General features: G+C 72.0%; 19 protein-coding genes. 17 read left to right on the top strand and 2 right to left on the bottom strand.

The annotated features are described in order from the left end of the window. Positions 1-133: 133 nt before the first annotated feature. From nsdA to ABT095_RS30015, 4 genes are all read left to right on the top strand, one after another. Positions 134-1,588, top strand: a complete 1,455-nt coding sequence (nsdA, locus tag ABT095_RS30030) for a transcriptional repressor NsdA (RefSeq protein ID WP_350532694.1) — start codon at positions 134-136, stop codon at positions 1,586-1,588. Between the two features lie 214 nt (positions 1,589-1,802). Then, a complete protein-coding gene (locus ABT095_RS30025; protein WP_350532693.1) occupies positions 1,803-3,137 on the top strand; it encodes an ammonium transporter in 1,335 nt (444 codons plus the stop codon). Continuing rightward, entirely contained in the window at positions 3,137-3,475 is a 339-nt protein-coding gene (locus ABT095_RS30020) for a P-II family nitrogen regulator (protein WP_350532692.1), read from the top strand. Before ABT095_RS30025 ends, ABT095_RS30020 begins: the two co-directional genes overlap by 1 nt. 103 nt (positions 3,476-3,578) lie before the next feature. Further along, entirely contained in the window at positions 3,579-6,017 is a 2,439-nt protein-coding gene (locus tag ABT095_RS30015; protein ID WP_350532691.1) for a [protein-PII] uridylyltransferase, read from the top strand. 202 nt (positions 6,018-6,219) lie between these two features. Here the strand turns inward: ABT095_RS30015 and ABT095_RS30010 are convergent, their stop codons facing one another. Further along, positions 6,220-7,434, bottom strand: coding sequence for a helix-turn-helix domain-containing protein (locus tag ABT095_RS30010; protein WP_350532690.1), 1,215 nt, complete (start codon positions 7,432-7,434; stop codon positions 6,220-6,222). Between the two features lie 438 nt (positions 7,435-7,872). Between ABT095_RS30010 and ABT095_RS30005 the strand changes: the two genes are divergently transcribed. From ABT095_RS30005 to ftsH, 5 genes are all read left to right on the top strand, one after another. Further along, positions 7,873-8,145, top strand: coding sequence for an Os1348 family NHLP clan protein (locus tag ABT095_RS30005; protein WP_350532689.1), 273 nt, complete (start codon positions 7,873-7,875; stop codon positions 8,143-8,145). 98 nt (positions 8,146-8,243) lie between these two features. Further along, on the top strand, positions 8,244-8,948 hold the full coding sequence (locus ABT095_RS30000) for a hypothetical protein (protein ID WP_350532688.1): 705 nt from the start codon (positions 8,244-8,246) through the stop codon (positions 8,946-8,948). Between the two features lie 124 nt (positions 8,949-9,072). After that, positions 9,073-10,647, top strand: a complete 1,575-nt coding sequence (ffh, locus tag ABT095_RS29995; RefSeq protein WP_350532687.1) for a signal recognition particle protein — start codon at positions 9,073-9,075, stop codon at positions 10,645-10,647. Between the two features lie 109 nt (positions 10,648-10,756). Continuing rightward, on the top strand, positions 10,757-11,275 hold the full coding sequence (locus ABT095_RS29990; protein WP_350532686.1) for a GNAT family N-acetyltransferase: 519 nt from the start codon (positions 10,757-10,759) through the stop codon (positions 11,273-11,275). Between the two features lie 63 nt (positions 11,276-11,338). Further along, positions 11,339-13,261 (top strand): ATP-dependent zinc metalloprotease FtsH, encoded by a 1,923-nt coding sequence (ftsH, locus tag ABT095_RS29985; RefSeq protein WP_350532685.1) that lies wholly within the window; start codon positions 11,339-11,341, stop codon positions 13,259-13,261. Here the strand turns inward: ftsH and ABT095_RS29980 are convergent. Continuing rightward, entirely contained in the window at positions 13,237-14,052 is an 816-nt protein-coding gene (locus ABT095_RS29980) for a class I SAM-dependent methyltransferase (RefSeq protein ID WP_350532684.1), read from the bottom strand. The genes ftsH and ABT095_RS29980 overlap by 25 nt on opposite strands. Before the next feature lie 200 nt (positions 14,053-14,252). Between ABT095_RS29980 and proS the strand changes: the two genes are divergently transcribed. From proS to ABT095_RS29940, 8 genes are all read left to right on the top strand, one after another. Continuing rightward, positions 14,253-15,665, top strand: a complete 1,413-nt coding sequence (gene proS / locus ABT095_RS29975; RefSeq protein ID WP_350532683.1) for a proline--tRNA ligase — start codon at positions 14,253-14,255, stop codon at positions 15,663-15,665. 410 nt (positions 15,666-16,075) lie between these two features. Continuing rightward, positions 16,076-16,654, top strand: coding sequence for a hypothetical protein (locus ABT095_RS29970; protein WP_104818467.1), 579 nt, complete (start codon positions 16,076-16,078; stop codon positions 16,652-16,654). Between the two features lie 283 nt (positions 16,655-16,937). Next, positions 16,938-17,363, top strand: a complete 426-nt coding sequence (gene rpsP / locus ABT095_RS29965) for a 30S ribosomal protein S16 (protein ID WP_104818468.1) — start codon at positions 16,938-16,940, stop codon at positions 17,361-17,363. A gap of 2 nt (positions 17,364-17,365) precedes the next feature. Continuing rightward, positions 17,366-17,605: an RNA-binding protein gene (locus ABT095_RS29960; protein ID WP_030306741.1), complete on the top strand. Its 240-nt coding sequence runs from the start codon at positions 17,366-17,368 to the stop codon at positions 17,603-17,605. A gap of 169 nt (positions 17,606-17,774) precedes the next feature. Next, a complete protein-coding gene (gene rimM, locus ABT095_RS29955) occupies positions 17,775-18,458 on the top strand; it encodes a ribosome maturation factor RimM (RefSeq protein ID WP_350532682.1) in 684 nt (227 codons plus the stop codon). Positions 18,459-18,463: 5 nt separating this feature from the next. Next, positions 18,464-19,297 (top strand): tRNA (guanosine(37)-N1)-methyltransferase TrmD, encoded by an 834-nt coding sequence (gene trmD, locus ABT095_RS29950; protein ID WP_350532733.1) that lies wholly within the window; start codon positions 18,464-18,466, stop codon positions 19,295-19,297. Positions 19,298-19,450: 153 nt separating this feature from the next. Next, a complete protein-coding gene (gene rplS / locus ABT095_RS29945; RefSeq protein WP_104818470.1) occupies positions 19,451-19,801 on the top strand; it encodes a 50S ribosomal protein L19 in 351 nt (116 codons plus the stop codon). Beyond that, positions 19,716-20,018, top strand: a 303-nt coding sequence (locus ABT095_RS29940) for an AMP-binding protein (protein WP_350532681.1), incomplete at its 3' end; no start/stop codon positions are given. The genes rplS and ABT095_RS29940, both read left to right, overlap by 86 nt.

The following is a 20,018-nucleotide window of genomic DNA, read 5'->3' as shown; positions in this document are numbered from 1 at the left end:
CGAAAGGTGGCGTTTCCCCGTCATCGCTCCCCCGGACGGCGGACGGGGCGTTACGTTCGGGCTACGGAACGCAGTGGCGGATCGGGACGAGAGGGCCTCGCGCAGTGGGGCCGGGCGGGATGGGGCGGTTCCCATGGCAGAGAAGCAACCGAACGAGAAGCTGACCACCTGGTTCGGCCGCAGCGGCTGGTCCAAGGGTGAGTTGGCCCGTCAGGTCAACCGTCGGGCCCGCCAGATCGGCGCCCACCACGTCAGCACCGACACCTCCCGGGTGCGCCGCTGGCTGGACGGCGAGCAGCCGCGCGAGCCGATCCCACGCATCATGTCGGAGCTGTTCTCCGAGCGCTTCGGCTCCGTGGTCTCGGTGGAGGACTTGGGGCTGCGCACCATCGTGCCGGTCTCCACCGTGGGCGGCGGGGTCGACCTGCCGTGGAGCGCCCCGCAGACCGTCCAGCTGATCAGCGAGTACTCGCGCAGCGACCTGATGCTCAACCGTCGGGGATTCCTCGGTACGTCGCTGGCCCTGACCGCCGGGGCCGCGCTGATCGAGCCGATGCAGCGCTGGCTCACCCCCGGCCCGTCCGGCGCGCCGATGCCCATCCTGGCCGCCGCCAACGGCGGGGAGCCGTACACCGGCCGGCTCTCCGAGCCCGAGCTGGAGCTTCTCGAGCAGACCACCAAGATGTTCCGCCAGTGGGACGCGCAGAACGGCGGCGGCCTGCGCCGCAAGGCCGTCGTCGGCCAACTGCACGAAGTCACGGACCTGCTGCAGGAGACGTACCCCGAGGCGACCACCAAGCGCCTGTTCCGCCTCACCGCCGAGCTGGCCCACCTGGCGGGCTGGATGTCGTACGACGTCGGCATGCACCCGAGTGCGCAGAAGTACTACGTCCTCGCGCTGCACGCGGCCAAGGAGGCGGGAGACCGGCCGTTCGGCGCGCTCATCCTCACCGACATGAGCCGCCAGATGATCCACCTGGACCGGGGCGACGACGCACTCGAGCTCATCCACCTGGCCCAGTACGGCAGCCGCGACACCGCCACCCCCCGCCAGCAGGCTCTGCTGTACGCGATGGAGGCCCGCGCCTACGCCACCATCGGGGAGGCCACCCGCTGCGCCCGGGCGGTCCGGATGGCGGAGGACACCTTCAGCGACTGCCGGGACGGCGACAGCGACCCGGACTGGCTGCGGTTCTTCTCCGAGGCCGAGCTCAACGCGGAGAACGCCCACTCCTACCGCGACCTCGCCTACAACGCGCCCGGCAGCGCGCTCTTCGCCTCGATGTCCGCCCCCCTGATGGAGCGCGCCGTCGACCTCTTCCGGCAGGACCCGGACCACGTCCGCACCTACGCGTTCAACCTGATCGGGATGGCCAGCGTCCACCTGCTGCAGAACGAGCCGATGGAGGCCGCCCGGATGGCCGAGCAGGCCGTGGACATCGCCACCAAGGTGCGCTCCGAGCGGCTCAACAGCCGGGTGCGCAAGACCTCGGCGGCGGCCAGCCGGGACTTCCGGGGCGTGGCCGAAGTCAGCCGGTTGGCCGACCGGGTGGTCGAGGACATTCCGGAGTTCGTCCCTGCGGGCTAACGCGGAGGGTGACGTACGGTAGCCCACCCGGAGCGGCGGCGTGGCGAGTTCACGCCGCCGTAACGCCTTCGCCACCCTCGTCACGGTCGTGAAACATCGGGCCGCACTGGCCGAAACCCATCTTCGGCACTCTCCTCTTCAACGCCGACACCGCCGGATTGCACGGGACAGGATTCCAGCGGACGGAGCGGCCTGAATTCACGAGGAGACGCCGATGCCGGACGGCTTCAGCGCGGGCGACACCGCCTTTGTGTTCATCAGTGCAGCCCTGGTCATGTTGATGACCCCGGGTCTGGCCTTCTTCTACGGGGGCATGGTCCGGGTCAAGAGCGCACTCAACATGCTGGTGATGAGCTTCATCTCGCTCGGCATCGTCAGCGTCCTCTGGGTGCTCTACGGCTACACGCTGGCCTTCGGGCCGGACGCCGGGGCCGGCCTGATCGGCAACCTCGACTTCCTCGGGATGCGCGGCATCGGGATGAACGACCTGACCGGCACCATCCCCACCACCGCCTTCTCCGCCTTCCAGCTGATGTTCGCGGTCATCACCCCCGCCCTGATCAGCGGCGCGATCGCCGACCGGGCCAAGTTCGCCGCCTGGGGCCTGTTCGTGGCGCTCTGGGTGACCATCGTCTACTTCCCGGTCGCGCACTGGGTGTTCTTCTTCGACAACGGCAACGGCGGCTGGCTCGGTGACCGCAACGGCGTGATCGACTTCGCCGGCGGTACGGCTGTGCACATCAACGCCGGGGTCGCCGGTCTGGCGCTCTGCCTGGTGCTCGGCAAGCGGATCGGCTTCAAGAAGGACCCGATGCGGCCGCACAGCCTGCCTCTGGTGATGCTCGGCTCCGGGCTGCTGTGGTTCGGCTGGTTCGGCTTCAACGCGGGCTCGGCGCTGGCCGCCAACGGTGTCGCGGGCATGGCCTTCATGAACACCCAGGTCGCCACCGCCGCCGCCATGCTCGGCTGGCTGGCCTACGAGAAGATCAAGCACGGCGCGTTCACCACGCTCGGCGCCGCCTCCGGCGCGGTGGCCGGTCTGGTCGCCATCACCCCGGCCTGCGGCTCGGTCAGCCTGCTCGGCGCGATCGCGATCGGCCTGATCGCCGGGGCCGTCTGCGCCGCCGCGATCAGCCTCAAGTACCGCCTGGGCTTCGACGACTCGCTCGACGTGGTGGGCGTGCACGCCGTCGGCGGGGCGATCGGCTCGCTGCTGATCGGCTTCTTCGCCACCGGCCACGTCGGCCAGACCGCCCAGGGCCTCTTCTACGGCGGCGGGTTCGGGCAGCTGGGCAAGCAGGCGATGGGCGTGGCCGTGGTCGCCGTCTACTCCTTCGTCCTCTCCTGGGTGCTCGCCAAGGCGATCGACCGCACGATCGGCTTCCGGGTCGCCGAGGACGTCGAGCTGGCCGGCATCGACCAGGCCGAGCACGCCGAGTCCGCCTACGATTTCAGCGCCGTCGGCGCCAGCCTGGCCCGCGCCGTCAGCGCCGGTACCACCAAGCCCGTTGCCACCAAGATCGCCGAGAAGACCGAGGTCGACGCCTGATGAAGCTCATCACCGCCATCATCAAGCCGCACCGCCTGGACGAGGTGAAGACCGCCCTGCAGGCCGCCGGGGTCCAGGGTCTGACCGTCACCGAGGCGAGCGGGTACGGCCGCCAGCGCGGCCACACCGAGGTCTACCGGGGCGCCGAGTACACCGTCGACCTGGTCCCCAAGTGCCGGATCGAGGTGCTGGTCGAGGACGACCTCGCCGAGGAGACCATCGACACCCTGGTGAAGGCCGCCCGGACCGGCAAGATCGGCGACGGCAAGGTCTGGAGCGTACCCGTCGAGACCGCCGTCCGGGTCCGCACCGGCGAGCGCGGCCCCGACGCCCTGTGACACGTTCTTGAGTTCGGCCCCGGCGGGCCGGTGACGATTCGTCACCGGCCCGCCGAAGGCGTATCCGGCCACACCGGCACGTACGACGGACGGGGAAACCTCAGTGACCACCGAGACCCACTCCACCGGCCCCTCCAGCGGCTCGGACTTCGCCGTGGCCCGGGACAGGCTGCTCGCCGAGCCCGGCCGGGCCGGTGCCGAACGCCGCCGGGCGCTGGCCGGGCTGGCCGACGGCTGGCTGGCCGGGCTGTACGCCGCCGCCGGGGCCCCGCCCGGCACCGCGCTGGTGGCTGTCGGGGGCTACGGCCGGGGCGAGCTGTCGCCGCGCAGCGACCTGGACGTGCTGCTGCTGCACGAGGGGCGGATCGACCGCGAGCTGCCCGAGCGGATCTGGTACCCCGTCTGGGACGGCGGCGCCGCGCTCGACCACTCGGTCCGCACCCTCGCCGAGGCCCGGGCCGTCGCGGGGGAGGACCTCAAGGCGCAGCTGGGCCTCCTTGACGCCCGCCACCTGGCCGGGGACGCCGAACTCACCGCCCGGCTGCGCTCGGCCGTGCTGGCCGACTGGCGGGAGGGCGCGCCCGGCCGGCTGCCCGAGCTGCGCGAGCTCTGCTCCGAGCGGGCCGAGCGGCACGGCGAGCTCTCCTTCCTCCTCGAGCCCGACCTCAAGGAGGCCAAGGGCGGCCTGCGCGACGTCGCCGCCCTGAACGCCATCGCGGCCACCTGGCTGGCCGACGCCCCCCGGGACGGCCTGGAGGAGGCCGCGGCCCGGCTGGCCGACGTCCGCGACGCGCTGCACCTGACCACCGGCCGGGCCACCGAACGCCTCGGCCTGCACGACCAGGACCAGGTGGCCGCCGAACTCGGCCTGCTGGATGCCGACATCCTGCTCCGCCAGGTCTACGAGGCCGCCCGCACCATCAGCTACGCGGGGGACGTCACCTGGCGGGCCGTCGGCCGGGTGCTGGCCGCGCGCGGCCGGGGGCGCCGCCGGCTGCCGTTCCTGGGCAACGGCCGGGCCGCGGCGGGCCGGGGCGTGGTGGAGCGCCGCCCGCTGGCCGAGGGCGTGGTCGAGCAGGACGGCGAGGCCGTGCTGGCCCAGACCGCCCGCCCGGCGCAGGACCCGGTGCTCCCGCTGCGGGCCGCCGCCGCGGCGGCCCAGGCCGGGCTGACGGTCAGCCACGCCACCGTCCGCCGGCTGGCCGCCGAGACCCGCCCGCTGCCGGTGCCCTGGCCGGACGAGGCCCGCGAGCAGTTGGTCACCCTGCTCGGCGCGGGCGAGGCCGCCGTACCGGTCTGGGAGGCGTACGAGGCCGAAGGCCTGATCACCCGGCTGCTGCCGGACTGGGAGCGGGTGCGCTGCCGGCCGCAGCGCAACGCCGTGCACCGCTGGACGGTCGACCGCCACCTGGTCGAGACGGCGGTCAAGGCCGCCGCGATGACCCGCCGGGTGGCCCGGCCGGACTTGCTGCTGGTCGCCGCCCTGCTGCACGACATCGGCAAGGGCTGGCCGGGGGACCACTCGGAGGCGGGCGAGGTGATCGTCCGGGACGTGGCCGTGCGGATGGGCTTCGACAAGGACGACACCGAGACCCTGGCCCTGCTGGTCCGGCACCACCTGACGCTGGTCGACACCGCGACCAGACGGGACCCGGACGACCCGGCGACGGTCGCCCTGATCACCCGGACGGTCGGCGCCCTGCCGCACCTGGAGCTGCTGCACGCCCTCACCGAGGCGGACGCCACCGCCACCGGCCCGGCTGCCTGGAGCAGTTGGCGGGCCTCGCTGGTGGAGGGCCTGGTCGACCGGGCCGCCGCCCAGCTGGGGTGCGTGGCCGCCGGGTGGTCCGGCGGCCGCCTGGCCGACGGCGAGCCGACCGCCGAGCAGGAGCGGCTCGCCGTCGAGGCCGCCGCCACCGGCGCCCCCGCGCTCTCGCTGCTCGCGCACGCGGCGGCCGCCGCCGACCCGGAGCGGCCCGAGCCGATGGGCGTCTCACTGACCCTGGCCATCCCGGACCAGCCGGGCCTGCTCGGCACCGTGGCCGGGGTGCTCGCCCTGCACCGGCTCACCGTCCGGGCCGCCGGGCTGCGGGAGCTGGACCCGGTCGGGGCCGGGCCGGTGCTGCTGCTCTCCTGGACGGTGGCGGCCGAGTACGGCGAGCTGCCGGAGGCGGCCCGGCTGCGGGCCGACCTGCGGCGGGCGCTGGACGGCTCGCTGGACGTGGCGCGCAAGCTCGCCGAGCGCGATGCCGCGGCGCCGCGGCGCCGCGGCATCCCCACCCCGCCGCCGGTGGTCACGGTCGCGCCCGGGGCGTCCTCCTCCTCGGCGACCATCCTGGAGGTCCGGGCCCACGACGCTCCCGGCCTGCTGCACCGCATCGGCCGCGCCCTCGACACGGCGGGCGTCCGGGTCCGTACGGCCCACGTCTCCACGCTGGGTGCGGAGGCGGTCGACGCGTTCTACCTCACGGACGCCGACGGTCGGCCGCTGACCCCGGAGGCCGCCCGGGAGGTGGCCGCAGCCGTACAGGCAGGCATCTAGGGGTCGCGCCACCCAGGGGCTGCACCACCCAGGGGCTGCACTATTCAGGGGCGCGGGGAACTGCGCGAAGCGGTAGGCCGCAGGCCGGTACCTTCCGCCCTCGTGCAGTTCCTCGCGCCCCTGGGTAGTGCAACCGGGCCACTGCGGGAGGCCGCAGGCCGTGCGTGGTTGGCAGCGCAGTTCCCCGCGCCCCTGAGGGGGTTTACGTTCGGGCGAGGGTTTCCGCCAGGCTGCGCCAGATTTCCATCGAGGTGTTGACGTCGCCGCCGGCCAGGTGGGCCTCAGCGGCGAGCTCCTCCAGGGCGGCGACGCCCGCCTCGCGGTGGCCGGCGAGGATGTCGAGCTGGCCGCGGACCGTCCGGAGGGTCAGCACGTCCTGGCGGGCCAACAGCAGTCCGTCGTCGTGCAGTTGGCCGCACAGCTGGACCGCCTCCGCCGTGCGGCCCTGCTGGACGGCGAGCCGGGCCCGCAGCAGGGTGTGCTCCTGCCGGTGCACCTCGGCCCCGATCAGCTCGACGGCGGGCGCCGCCTCGGCCAGGCAGCGTTCGGCCTCCGCTGGCCGCCGCGGGGACATCTGCAGGCTGAGCGAGGCGGCGGCCAGCCGCAGGCGTAGCCAGAGCAGGGGGTTCTCCCGGCTGTCGAGCAGGGCCAGCGCCTGGTCGAGCCGGTCCGCCGCACCGGGGTGGTCGCCCTGGCGCAGCCGTACGTGCGCGCTGGTCCACAGTGCTTCGGCCCGCGGTGTGGCGGCGGCCTCGGCGGTGCGCAGCTCCAACTCGTCGGCGTGGAGCCGGGCTTCGGCCAGCCGGCCGAGGGCGGTCTCGGTGGAGACGAGCACCAGGAGGGCGCCGTGCAGTTCGCCGGCCGGCAGCTGGTGCTCGGTGGCGAGGGTGAAGGCGGTGGTGGCGCTAGCGTGGGCCTCGGCGGCCTGGCCGAGGGCGCGGCGGCAGCGGGCCAGCTGGAGGTGCGAGTGGGCGGCCAGTTCGGGGGCGCCGAGCTGTTCGGCGAGGGTGGTGAGTTCGGCCAGGGTGGCGGCCTCGGCGGTGCGGTCGCCCGCGGACTGCTGGAGGGCGGCGAGCATCCGCAGGGCCTGCCAGCGCAGGGCGGGTTCGCCGTCGGGGTGGGTGGTGAGCGCCTGGTCGAGGAGGGTGCGGGCGCGGGCCGGGTCCTCGGTGGCGGTGGCCAGGGCGAGCGCCTGGGCGAGGGGGTCGCTGTGCGAGCCGCGCAGGGTGGCGAGGGGGACGCCGAGCCGTTCGGCCAGGTACTCGGCGGCCCGTGCGGTCGGTGGCCGGGCGCCGGACTCGAGCCGGGAGAGGTAGCCGGTGGACATCCCGGTGCCGGCCAACTGCTGCTGGGACAGGCCGAGTCCGGTGCGGAGCGCGCGCAGTCGGGTGCCGAAGTCCGGTTGCTGCGGTGACACGTGACTACCCCCATGGGCCTGCGGATCGGCGTCACCCTACCAACTGTGCCAAAACTGGCAAGGTACGCCGGGCCGTTGAGGGGGTGGGGGTTACGGCCAGTCGATCTCCGGCAGCGCGCGGGCGGCCGGGAGCGGGCGGGGTGAGCGGTGCATCGGAGCCGTCCTCAGGATCGTCCGAGAGCTGGCAGCAGGGCGTCCTACCGACCGTAACCCCCGCGGCGGGGGAGCGGGCGGGAGCTGACAAGCTCCGGCCCCGGATGCGTCAGGGGTGCGGCCGGCCGGTTGACATGGATCGCCAACTACCGTGCTGAGCTGGCACTTTGGTCTGTGTCAGGTTTGGCAATCGGTCTTGACCAGGTTGACCGGCCCCGGCACAGTGGCGGAGCGGCCAGCTGGTCCACGGTTGGTGCGGCCCCCGACGCCCCAGGAGGCAGTCCCATGGCAGAAGTCCCCATGCTCAGCGCCGAGTCCAAGGCCCGGGTCGAGGCCGTGCTCGGCCGTGCCGCGTCCGACACCGAGTTCCGCCAGATGCTCACGAGCAACCCGGCGGCCGCCCTCGCGGACACCAACCTGACGGGGCAGGAGCGGGAGATGCTCGCCTCGATGAAGCGCGTCGCGCTGGAGGAGTGGGGCGTCGAGGTCCGGACCTTCCGCAACTTCATCCTCGACGACGGCTTCGACGACCTGGACGACGCGCCCAGCCAGATCTGACCCGCCAAGCCCGCCCCTGGTCCTGCCGAGGGCCCCTGGCCCTGCCGACGGCCCCGAGTTCTCCGAAGGCCCCCGAGTTCTCCGAAGGAGAAGACTTCATGACGCCTGTGCCGACTCCCCGCAACCACGCCGACGAGGCCGCGCTGGAGCGCGAGCTCGGGCTGCTCGGCGCCGTTCGGGAGCTGGGGCGGCCGGCGGGGGAGGAGACCGACATCGTCACCGAGGACGCCTGGCTGCTGCGCAGCTCCGCCCCGACCCGGCGGCGGAAGGCGGCGGTGCACCTGGCGGCCTCCGCGGTGCTGCGGGAGCAGTACTGCCAGGCGGCGGCGGAGTTCGACGGGCTGGGCGAGGTCGGGCTGGTGCTGGCCGCCGTCAGGGCCACGGTGTTCGCGGGACGGCTGATCACCCCGGCGATCCGCGCCGACCGGTTCGTCCAGCAGGCGCTGGCCGAGAACGCGGCCGAGGCCGCCGAAGCGCTGCTCGCGCAGTCCGGCCGGGGGCTCGGCCGGGCCGCCCTGGCGGCGGGCGCGGCGGACGGCCGGGCACTGGTGGCCGAACTGCTGTTCGGCCCGCCGGGCCAGGGAGCCCCGCTGCGCCGGATCTGCGCGGCGGCCTCGGCCGACCAGGCCCACCGGTACGGCGTCGCGGCGGCCGCGGCGACCCTCTACGCCGGCCTGCTGCTGATCCAGGACGAGCAGGGCCGGACGGCCAGGGAGCTGTCGCTGGAGCAGGCCGCGCTGGCGCTCGCGTACACCGAGGGCGGCTACGTCCGCTGGTCCGAGGGCCGGCTCAGCCTGCACTGAAGCCCAGGTCGCGGCCGGTGCGCGGAGTCGGTGGTGACCGGGTGGAGTCCGGTTCCCGGGCGGCCGGATACCCTGGTGGGCGACGACCGTACCCGTACCGAAGCCACAAGGGACCGCGACCGACGTGTTCGACACTCTCTCCGATCGTCTGGCAGCGACGTTCAAGAACCTCCGGGGCAAGGGCCGCCTCAGTGAGGCGGACATCGACGCGACCTGTCGCGAGATCCGGATCGCCCTGCTCGAGGCGGACGTCGCGCTGCCCGTCGTGCGCGCCTTCATCAAGCAGGTCAAGGACCGCGCCCTGACGGCGGAGGTCTCCGCCGCGCTCAACCCGGCGCAGCAGATCGTCAAGATCGTCAACGAGGAGCTCATCAACATCCTCGGTGGCGAGACCCGCCGGCTCCGGTACGCCAAGACCGGTCCGACAGTGATCATGCTCGCCGGTCTGCAGGGTGCCGGTAAGACCACCCTGGCGGGCAAGCTCGGCCACTGGCTGAAGCAGCAGAAGCACACCCCGCTGCTGGTCGCCTGCGATCTCCAGCGCCCCAACGCCGTCACCCAGCTCGGTGTGGTCGCCGAGCGTGCGGGCGTGGCCTTCTACGGCCCCCAGCCGGGCAACGGCGTCGGCGACCCGGTCCAGGTCGCCCGCGACTCGATCGAGTACGCGAAGCAGAAGCAGCACGACATCGTCATCGTCGACACCGCCGGGCGCCTCGGCATCGACGCCGAGCTGATGCAGCAGGCCGCGGACATCCGCGCCGCGGTCGACCCGGACGAGGTGCTCTTCGTCCTCGACGCGATGATCGGCCAGGACGCGGTCACCACCGCGCAGGCCTTCCTCGAGGGCGTCGACTTCACCGGTGTGGTGCTCTCCAAGCTCGACGGTGACGCCCGCGGTGGTGCGGCGCTGTCGGTCGCGCACGTGACCGGCCGTCAGATCATGTTCGCCTCCAACGGCGAGAAGGTCGACGACTTCGACGCCTTCCACCCGGACCGGATGGCCTCGCGCATCCTCGGCATGGGCGACATGCTGTCGCTGATCGAGAAGGCCGAGCAGACCTTCTCGCAGGCCGAGGCCGAGAAGATGGCCGCCAAGCTCCAGGGCGGCGGCAAGGACTTCACCCTCGACGACTTCCTGTCGCAGCTGGAGCAGGTCCAGAAGATGGGCTCGATCTCCAAGCTGCTCGGCATGCTGCCGGGCATGGGCCAGATCCGGGACCAGATCAACAGCATCGACGACAAGGACGTCAACCGCGTCGGCGCCATCATCAAGTCGATGACCCCGGCCGAGCGGACCGATCCGAAGATCATCAACGGCTCGCGCCGCCTGCGCATCGCCAAGGGTTCGGGCACCGGCGTCGGCGAGGTCAACAACCTGGTCGAGCGGTTCTTCGACGCCCGCAAGATGATGACCGCGATGGCCTCCGGCAAGGGCATCCCCGGCATGCCGGGGATCCCGGGCATGGGCGGTGGCGGCAAGAAGTCCGCCAAGAAGGCCCCGCAGGCCAAGGGCAAGCGCAAGTCCGGCAACCCGCTCAAGCGGGCCCAGGAGGAGCAGGCCGCCGCCGAGCGGCGCGCACTCGGCCCGGGCGCCGACGCCCCGGCCGCCCCGGCCGCCCCGGGCGGCGCGTTCGGGCTCGGCGCGGGCAAGGGCCCGGCCGACTTCGAGCTGCCCAAGGAGTTCAAGGACCTGCTGTAGTCCTGCCGTTCCTCGCCGGTGGCCCGTCCCCGTTCCAGGGGCGGGCCACCGGCCGTTCACCGGTTTTTACCGGCTTTCGCCGGGCTGTCGCACACCCGATGATGGTGAGGTGCGAGTGACGATCCGGGCGCCGAGGCCCGACGACAAGGCCCTGTACGCGGCGGCGGTCCGGCGGTCCGCCGAGCACATCGGGCGGTGGAACCCGGTCGAGCCGGACGGTCTGACCGACCTGCTGAACCGGCAGGGCCCGCAGCTGCGGACCTTCCTGATCTTCGAGGCCGAGGCCGGCGGCCTGGTCGGCAAGTGCAACGTGGCCAACATCGTGATGGGCCGTTTCCGCAACGGCGCGCTCGGCTACGACTCCTACGTCCCCTACGTGGGCAAGGGCTTGATGTCGGCGGGCATGCGGCTGGTGGTGGACCGCTGCTTCGCCGATCCGGAGGTGGGCGGCCTCGGTCTGCACCGGCTGGAGATCAACGTACAGCCGGAGAACGAGCGCTCGATCGCGATGGCCAAGCGCCTGGGCTTCCGGCACGAGGGCTTCACGCCCCGGATGCTGTTCCTGCAGGGAGCCTGGCGCGACCACGAGCGCTTCGCCCTGACGGCCGAGGAGTGGCAGCCGCTGTAGGGCTGGTCCGGCGGGCGGCGTTGCGTGTGGATCAGGGTCGGAGTTGTCCGTATTGTCCGACAGGTGACCACTCCTGTACCGCCTCGTCAGACCCCCGACCAGCCCTGGCGGTCCGAGGGTGCGCCACCGCCGCCTCCGCCGCGCCGCAAGATGCCCGGCGGCTTGGCCGGGCTGGTGCTCACGGCGCTCGCGGTCTTCCTGATCTCCGATGCGCTGCTGAGCTTCTTCGGCAACGGCGGGTCCACCACGGTCTCGTACACCGAGTTCAACAGCCAACTCGGCAAGGGCAACATCACCAAGATCTACTCCAAGGGTGACGCCATCGAGGGCTCCTTGAAGGCCGCCGCCCCCAAGCCGGACGGCGGCAAGGGCACCTACAAGGACTTCACCACCCAGCGCCCGACCTTCGTCAACGACAACCTCTGGACCACACTCCAGCAGCAGAACGTCGAGGTCACCGCCGAACCGGTGGTTCAGCAGCGGAGCTTCCTGGCCAACCTGCTGATCTCGCTGGCCCCGATGCTGCTGCTGATCTTCGTCTGGGTGCTGATCGCCCGCCGGATGTCGGGCGGCCTGGGCGGCAGCCCGCTCGGGCGCAAGGCCCCGCCCAAGCCGGTGGTGCCCGAGGAGGGCAAGCGGACCACCTTCGCCGACGTGGCCGGCATCGACGAGGTCGAGGCCGAACTGACCGAGGTGGTCGACTTCCTGAAGCGCCCCCAGGTCTACCGCAAGCTCGGCGCCAAGATGCCGCGCGGCGTGCTGCTGGCCGGCCCGCCCGGCACCGGCAAGACACTGCTGGCCCGGGCGGTGGCGGGGGAGGCGGACGTGCCGTTCTTCTCCGCCTCGGCCTCCGAGTTCATCGAGATGATCGTCGGCGTGGGCGCCAGCCGGGTCCGCGAACTCTTCGCCGAGGCCCGCAAGGTGGCCCCCGCGATCATCTTCATCGACGAGATCGACACCATCGGCCGCCAGCGCGGCGGTGGTGGCGGCATGGGCGGCCACGACGAGCGCGAGCAGACGCTCAACCAGATCCTCACCGAGATGGACGGCTTCTCCGGCTCCGAGGGCGTCATCGTGATCGCGGCCACCAACCGCGCCGAGATCCTCGACCCGGCTCTGCTGCGCCCCGGCCGCTTCGATCGCCGGATCACCGTCAGCCCGCCGGACCGGGACGGCCGCCAGGCCATCCTGCAGATCCACACCCGGACGGTGCCGCTGGGCAAGGACGCCGACCTCGGCCAGCTCGCCAAGGTCACCCCGGGCATGACCGGCGCGGACCTCGCCAACCTGGTCAACGAGGCGGCCCTGCTGGCGGTCAAGCGCGAGCAGGACGCGGTGGGCCAGGAAGACCTCTCGGACGCGCTGGAGAAGGTCCAGCTCGGGGCCGTCCGGCCGCTGGTGATGCCGCAGTCCGAGCGCGAGCGCACCGCGTACCACGAGAGCGGGCACGCCCTGCTCGGCATGCTGCAGCCGGGCGCCGACCCGGTCCGCAAGATCACCATCGTGCCGCGCGGCCGGGCCCTGGGCGTCACGCTCTCCACCCCGGACACCGACCGCTACTCGTACACCGAGCCCTACCTGCGCGGCCGGATCATCGGCGCGCTGGGCGGGATGGCCGCCGAGCAGGTGGTCTACGGCGTCATCACCACCGGCGCGGAGAGCGACCTGGAGCAGGTCACCAACATCGCCCGCAGCATGGCCGGCCGCTGGGGCATGAGCGAACGGGTCGGCCGGCTGACCGCCGTCCCGAACGACACCCAGGGCGCGTACGGGCTCTCCGCCGCCCCCACCACGCTGGACGCGGTGGACGAGGAGACCAGGCGGATCGTCGCCGAGTGCTACGAGGACGCCGTCCGCCTGCTCACCGAACACCGCGACCGGCTCGACGCGCTCACCGCCGCCCTGCTCGAGGCCGAGACGCTGGACGAGGAGGCCGCCTACCGCGCGGCGGGCATCAGCCGTCAGGCGTTGTCCGCGACCACGTAGCGGAAGACGTTGGCCATCCGCACCGTGCCGTCGGCTCGCACGTACGGGTGAAGCGCCTCCTCCAGCTCCTTGACCACCAGCGCCGCGCCGGAGTCGGCCACGGCCGCCCGGTACAGCCCGGTCGAGAGCATGCCGCGCACGGCGCTCTCCAACTCGGGGTAGGCGAACGGACAGCTCACCAGACCGCCGCCGGCCGGGCGCAGCCCGGCCCCGACGGCCAGCTCCTCCAGCGTGCCGGGGCGGCTCAGCGCGAACGGTGTCACCGAGGAGCCGCGCCGCTGCGCGACCTCCAGCACGGTGGCGCTTTCGCAGCGCTCCGGCGGTCCCCAGGAGGCCAGCACCACCGCTCCGCCGCGCAGCGTCGCCCGCGCCGCCTCGGCCACCAGTCGGCCCGGGGCCTGCGCACCCGGCAGGCGGTCGAAAACCGTGACCAGCGAATGGGCCGAGCGGGGGAGCGCGGTAGCCCGTCGGAGCCCCGGCGCCTCGTACCCGCCCGCCGTCACCAGCAGCCCGCGACCCTGCGCCAGCTCCCGCAGCTCGGTGTCCGGCTCGATCCCGGAGACCTGCGCGCCGCGCTCGCGGGCGAGCAGCAGGGCGAGGCCGGACCGGCAGCCGAGGCCGAGCAGACTGGTCGCGGGGCCGACCTCCATCCGCTCGTGAACCGCCTGGTAGAGCGGCACCAGCATGCGCTCCTGGATCTCCGCCCAGTCGCGCGCCCAGCCGAGCGTGGCACCGCCGCCCTGTGCGCGGGGTCGCTGCGCGGTCGTACCGGGCACCTGCACTGAAGCCATCGCGGCCTCCCATCCGGTCCGTGGACCTTCGCCTCCGGTACCCCCCAGATGTTCCGCCCCACCTCAAGCGAACAGTGGCCCGGCGCCGCCGTCCAGAGGTGTGCCGGGAGTCCCCGGGCGCGCCCGGCGTGCGCCCCCGTGCCGTTCGGGGGGCATAACTGATTCACGGTCCGAGCCCCGTGCCCCGTACCATCTCCCCCATGGCTAAGGCACCCGTTCTCACTCCCCAGGCGGAAGACTTCCCGCGCTGGTACCAGGATCTGATCAACAAGGCCGAGCTGGCCGACAACGGTCCGGTGCGCGGCACCATGGTCATCCGACCGTACGGCTACGGCCTGTGGGAGCGGATGCAGCAGGAGATGGACGCGCGGATCAAGAAGTCCGGCGCCCAGAACGCCTACTTCCCGATGTTCATCCCGCAGTCCTACCTGACCAAGGAGGCGGAGCACGTCGAGGGCTTCGCCCCCGAGCTCGCGGTGGTCACCCACGGTGGCGGCAAGGAGCTCGAGGAGCCGGTCGTCGTCCGGCCCACCTCCGAGACGATCATCAACGAGTACTTCTCCAAGTGGGTGCAGAGCCACCGCGACCTGCCCCTGCTGATCAACCAGTGGGCCAACGTGGTCCGCTGGGAGCTGCGTCCCCGCGTCTTCCTGCGCACCACCGAGTTCCTCTGGCAGGAGGGCCACACGGCCCACGCCACCTACGAGGACGCCCGCGACTACGCCTCGCACATCCACACCGCCGTCTACGGCGACTTCATGACCAACGTCCTGGGCATCGACGTGGTGCTCGGCCGCAAGACCGCGAAGGAGCGCTTCGCGGGCGCCATCAACACCCTCACGCTCGAGGGCATGATGGGCGACGGCAAGGCCCTGCAGATGGGCACCAGCCACGAGCTCGGCCAGAACTTCGCCAAGGCGTTCAACACCACCTACCAGCTGGCCGGTGCCGAGCGCGAGTACGTCTGGCAGACCTCCTGGGGCGTCTCGACCCGTATGGTCGGCGGCCTGATCATGTCCCACGGTGACGACAACGGCCTCCGGGTGCCGCCGCGCCTGGCGCCGGTGCAGGCCGTCGTGCTCGCCATCAAGGGCGATGACGCGGTGATCGCCAAGGTCCGCGAGATCGGCGCCCAGCTGGAGGCCGCCGGCATCCGTGTGGTGGTCGACGACCGCACCGACACCCCGTTCGGCCGCCGTGCCGTGGACTGGGAGCTCAAGGGCGTGCCGCTGCGCATCGAGGTCGGCCCGCGCGACCTGGAGAACGGCACCGCGATGCTGGCCCGCCGCATCCCCGGCGGCAAGGAGCCGGTCTCCATCGACGGTCTGGCCGCGCTGCTGCCGGGCATCCTCGAGGAGGACCAGGCGCTGCTGCTGCGCCAGTCCCGCGAGCGCCGCGAGGCCCGCACGGTCGAGGTCAAGACGATCGAGGAGGCCGTCGAGGCCGCGCAGACCGGCTGGGGCCGGATCTCCTGGGCCGAGCTGGGCCCGGAGGGCGAGGCCAAGCTGGCCGAGCAGAGCGTCTCGGTGCGCTGCATCGTGGCCGCCGACGGCTCGGTGCCGGCGACGGACGACCAGGAGGGCAACGTCGCGATCGTCGCGCGTGCCTACTGAGTCTTCCTCCGGGAGCCAGGTCCGTGTTCCCGACCTGATGTTGTCGTAACAGTCCGAAAGTCGAGCACCTGACTACTCATAGGCTGATTGTTCTACCGGATATCGGCATCCAGGCGAGACTACTGACCAGTCAACTCCCGGTCCCGCTGAACTAGCGGTACGGTGTACGGCCCGTGGCCCTGTCAATTCCGACACGGCTGCGGGCCGTTCGCCGTGGGAGCCGGACACGTCCCGGGGCGGTGCCGAGAGGTCGGCGAGAATCGCCGGGCCCAGAGTTGCAGGGGGTTGGTCTTGCGTCAGATACGAGGAGCGCAATTCGCGCACGGTTGTCCAATCCTGAGAGTTCGCTGGGAATTCCCGGCGGACCGGAACACGCGGAACATCGGCTCTCACTCCATCGTTGGCATAGCGTGAGCACGACACAGCCTCTCGTTCTCGCGGCCGAACTGGCCGCCGCCTGGAGCGACATCCAGGCCCATCACCAGGACCTGCCGGACCTCGCCTCTCCCGAGGCGCTGATCGGTGAGTCCTCCTCGGCCTGCGGTACGCAGCTCGGCTTCGAGCGACTGCTGCACGAGGCCGCCCACGGTCTGGCCGCCGCGCGTGACATCCGCGACACCTCGCGGGCCGGCCGGTACCACAACCGTCGCTTCCTGCTGCTGGCCACCGAGCTCGGCCTGGCGCACCCGATCGAGCCGCACGCGAGCAGCGGCTTCTCCCAGGTGACCATGCTCTCGGAGACGCAGGAGCGGTACGCCCCGACGATCGAGCGGCTCGACCGGGCGCTGGGCGCCCACCAGCTCGCCGTCGCGGGCGAGGGGACGCACCGCGCGTTCCGCGGCCCGGCTGCCCGGCACGGCTCCTCCGGGGGCGGCGTCCGGGTGAAGGCGGTCTGCGGTTGCGGGCGCAACGTCCGAGTGGTGCCGTCGGTGCTCGCGCAGGCGTCGATCGTCTGCGGTGCCTGCCAGCAGCCGTTCCGGATCGCCTGACGGTCAACTGTGGCGCGGGCCCGGCCGGGGCGGGCCCGTTGCCACTGGGGGTGCGGCTTCGCTGTGCCGGCTCGGTGGTGCGGCTTCGAGGTGGAATTTCTGTGCTGACGGGGTGCGGTCAGGGTGACCGGCCCGGGTATGGCAGAATGGACAGCTGAGTACTCGGCAGCCGAGCAGGACCCCTCTCTCCTACGGCTGGCGTGTCCCTTGAACGGCCCCTCTCGCAACCCCACGCGATGATGGTGGCTGCTCACCCACGTCAACACCAGGAGAATCCACTCCCGTGGCAGTCAAGATCAAGCTCAAGCGTCTCGGCAAGATTCGCTCCCCGCACTACCGCATCGTCGTCGCCGACTCGCGCACCAAGCGTGACGGCCGCGCGATCGAGGAGATCGGCATCTACCAGCCGACCTACAACCCCTCGAAGATCGAGGTCGACACCGAGCGCGCCCAGTACTGGCTGTCCGTCGGCGCCCAGCCGACCGAGCCGGTGCTCGCCATCCTCAAGCTCACCGGTGACTGGCAGAAGTTCAAGGGCCTCCCGGCTCCGGAGCCGCTGAAGGTCGCCGAGCCGAAGGTCACCGACTTCAGCCACCTCTTCGCGAAGGCCGTCGCCGGCTTCGAGGACAGCACCACCGGTGTTGCCATCACCCCGAAGGCCAAGAAGTCGGACAAGGTCGAGGCTGACGCCGAGACCACCGAGGCCTGATCGTGATCGAGGACGCCCTCGACCATCTGGTGAAGGGCATCGTCGAGCACCCCGACGAGGTGCAGGTGCGCTCGCGCAACCTGCGTCGGGGTAACACCATCGAGGTGCGCGTGCACCCCGATGACCTCGGCAAGGTGATCGGCCGGGGCGGCCGTACGGCGCGCGCACTGCGCACCGTGGTCGGCGCCCTCGGCGGTCGCAACGTCCGGGTCGACCTGGTCGACGTGGACAGCATTCGCTGACGCACAGCAGTCAGTCTTGGGGCCGGTCGGGACGCTTGTCGTCCTGACCGGCCTTTTCTCGTTCCACCTCTTCTCTTCCTCGTTCACATCTCTACGTTCCTATCTCTTCGTTCCTGTCTTTTCGTTCCTATCTCTTCGTTCACAGCGCAACCTCAGGAGAGCGATCAGCGTGCAGCTCGTCGTCGGCAAGATCGGCCGTGCCCACGGCATCAAGGGGGACGTCAGCGTCGAGGTCCGTACCGATGAGCCGGAGCTGCGGCTCGGGCCCGGTGCGGTGGTGCTCACCGACCCCGCGTCGGCGGGGCCGCTGACCGTCGAGTCCGGCAAGGTGCACAGCGGGCGACTGCTGCTGCGTTTCGCCGGGGTCAAGGACCGCAACGCCGCCGAGGCGCTGCGCGGCACCATCCTGATCGCCGAGGTCGACCCGGAGGAGAGCCCGGAGGACCCGGACGAGTACTACGACCACCAGCTGATCGGGCTGGACGTCGTGCTGCTCGACGGCACCCTGGTGGGCGAGCTCACCGAGGTCATCCACCTGCCGTACCAGGACCTGCTCAACGTGAAGCGGCCGGACGGCGCCGAGGTGCTGGTGCCGTTCGTCGAGCGGATCGTCCCGACCATCGACCTGGAGAACCAGCGCGCGGTGATCGACCCGCCGCCGGGGCTGATCGATCCGGAGCAGGCCGAGGTCGTCCGGGAGTCGGACTCCTCCGAGGATGCCTCCGCGGACGGCTCTGAGGGCGCTGGTGCGGGCTCCGGTGCGGGCGCTGGTGCGGGCTCCGGTGCGGGCGCTGGTGCGGGCTCCGGTGCGGACGACGAGGGCGACGAGGGCGACGAGGGCGACGACGCGTGAGTGAGATGCGGATCGACGTCGTCACGATCTTCCCGGAGTACCTGGAGCCGCTGAACGTCTCGCTGGTCGGCAAGGCGCGGGCGCGTGGCCAGCTGGACGTGCACCTGCACGACCTCCGCAGCTGGACCACGGACGTGCACCGGACGGTGGACGACACCCCGTACGGCGGAGGGCCCGGCATGGTCATGAAGCCGGAGCCCTGGGGGGCCGCGCTGGACTCGGTGCTCGCCGAGGGCAGCCTCGCCGCCGGGGCGGAGGGCGCCGTACCGACCCTGGTGGTGCCGACCCCGAGCGGGCGGCCCTTCACCCAGGCGCTGGCGCAGGAGCTGTCGGACCAGCCCTGGCTGGTCTTCGCGCCGGCCCGGTACGAGGGGATCGACCGGCGGGTGATCGAGGAGGCGGCCACCCGGATGCCGGTGGTCGAGGCGTCGATCGGCGACTACGTGCTGGCGGGCGGCGAGGTCGCCGTGCTGGTGATGGTCGAGGCGATCGCCCGGCTGCTGCCCGGGGTGCTGGGCAACGCCGAGTCCCACCAGGACGACTCGTTCGCTCCCGGCGCGATGGCCGACCTGCTGGAGGGGCCGGTGTACACCAAGCCGGCCGAGTGGCGCGGGCGTGAGGTGCCGGAGATCCTGCTGAGCGGCCACCACGGCAAGATCGCCCGGTGGCGCCGCGAGCAGGCCTTCGCCCGCACGCTGGCCAACCGTCCCGACCTGGTCGCCCGCTGGCAGAACGGGGCCTTCGACAAGAAGGACCGGGAGGCGCTGAGCATCCTCGGGCTGCTCTGGGACGAGCAGCTCGGCCGATTTAGGCCTGCGGCCGATGCTGTGGAAGAATAGGCGGCTGTTGTCTGTCGTTGGGCTCCTCCCGTAGGAGCTGATGGCACGGCGCCCTCGCCACGGGGGGTGCGCCGCCCGCCGGTACGGCCCGCAGCAAACCCCATTGTGACGAAATTCCGCAGGCGGCCCGTGGCGTCTGTGATGGAGAGCATCATGAGCAACAAGCTCGCTGCTGTCGACGCGGCTTCGCTGCGCAGCGACATCCCGGCCTTCCGCGCCGGTGACACCCTGAAGGTTCACGTCCGGGTCATCGAGGGCAACCGCTCCCGTGTCCAGGTCTTCCAGGGTGTTGTCATCCGCCGCCACGGCTCGGGCGTCGGCGAGACCTTCACTGTCCGCAAGGTCAGCTTCAACGTCGGCGTGGAGCGCACCTTCCCGGTGCACACCCCGGTCGTCGAGAAGATCGAGGTCGTCACCCGTGGTGCGGTCCGCCGCGCCAAGCTGTACTACCTGCGTGACCTCCGCGGCAAGGCCGCGAAGATCAAGGAGAAGCGCGACCGCTGATCCGTCGGCCCCTGCCTCGCACGGGGGCCGATCCGCTCGGACCGGGCCGAACCCCTTGGGGATAAGCTCTGCCCCGATGAGCACGCAAGAACCAGTCGCGGACCGCGACAGCAGTGCCGTACCTGCCGATGCGGACGTGCTGTCGCGGCACCCGGCGTACGTGATCTACACCTCGGGGTCGACGGGGCGTCCGAAGGGCGTACTCGTCTCGCATGCG

The sequence above is a fragment of the Kitasatospora sp. NPDC002227 genome (genome assembly GCF_040296285.1).
Taxonomy (GTDB): domain Bacteria; phylum Actinomycetota; class Actinomycetes; order Streptomycetales; family Streptomycetaceae; genus Kitasatospora.
This window is presented reverse-complemented; position numbering and strand designations above follow the sequence as displayed.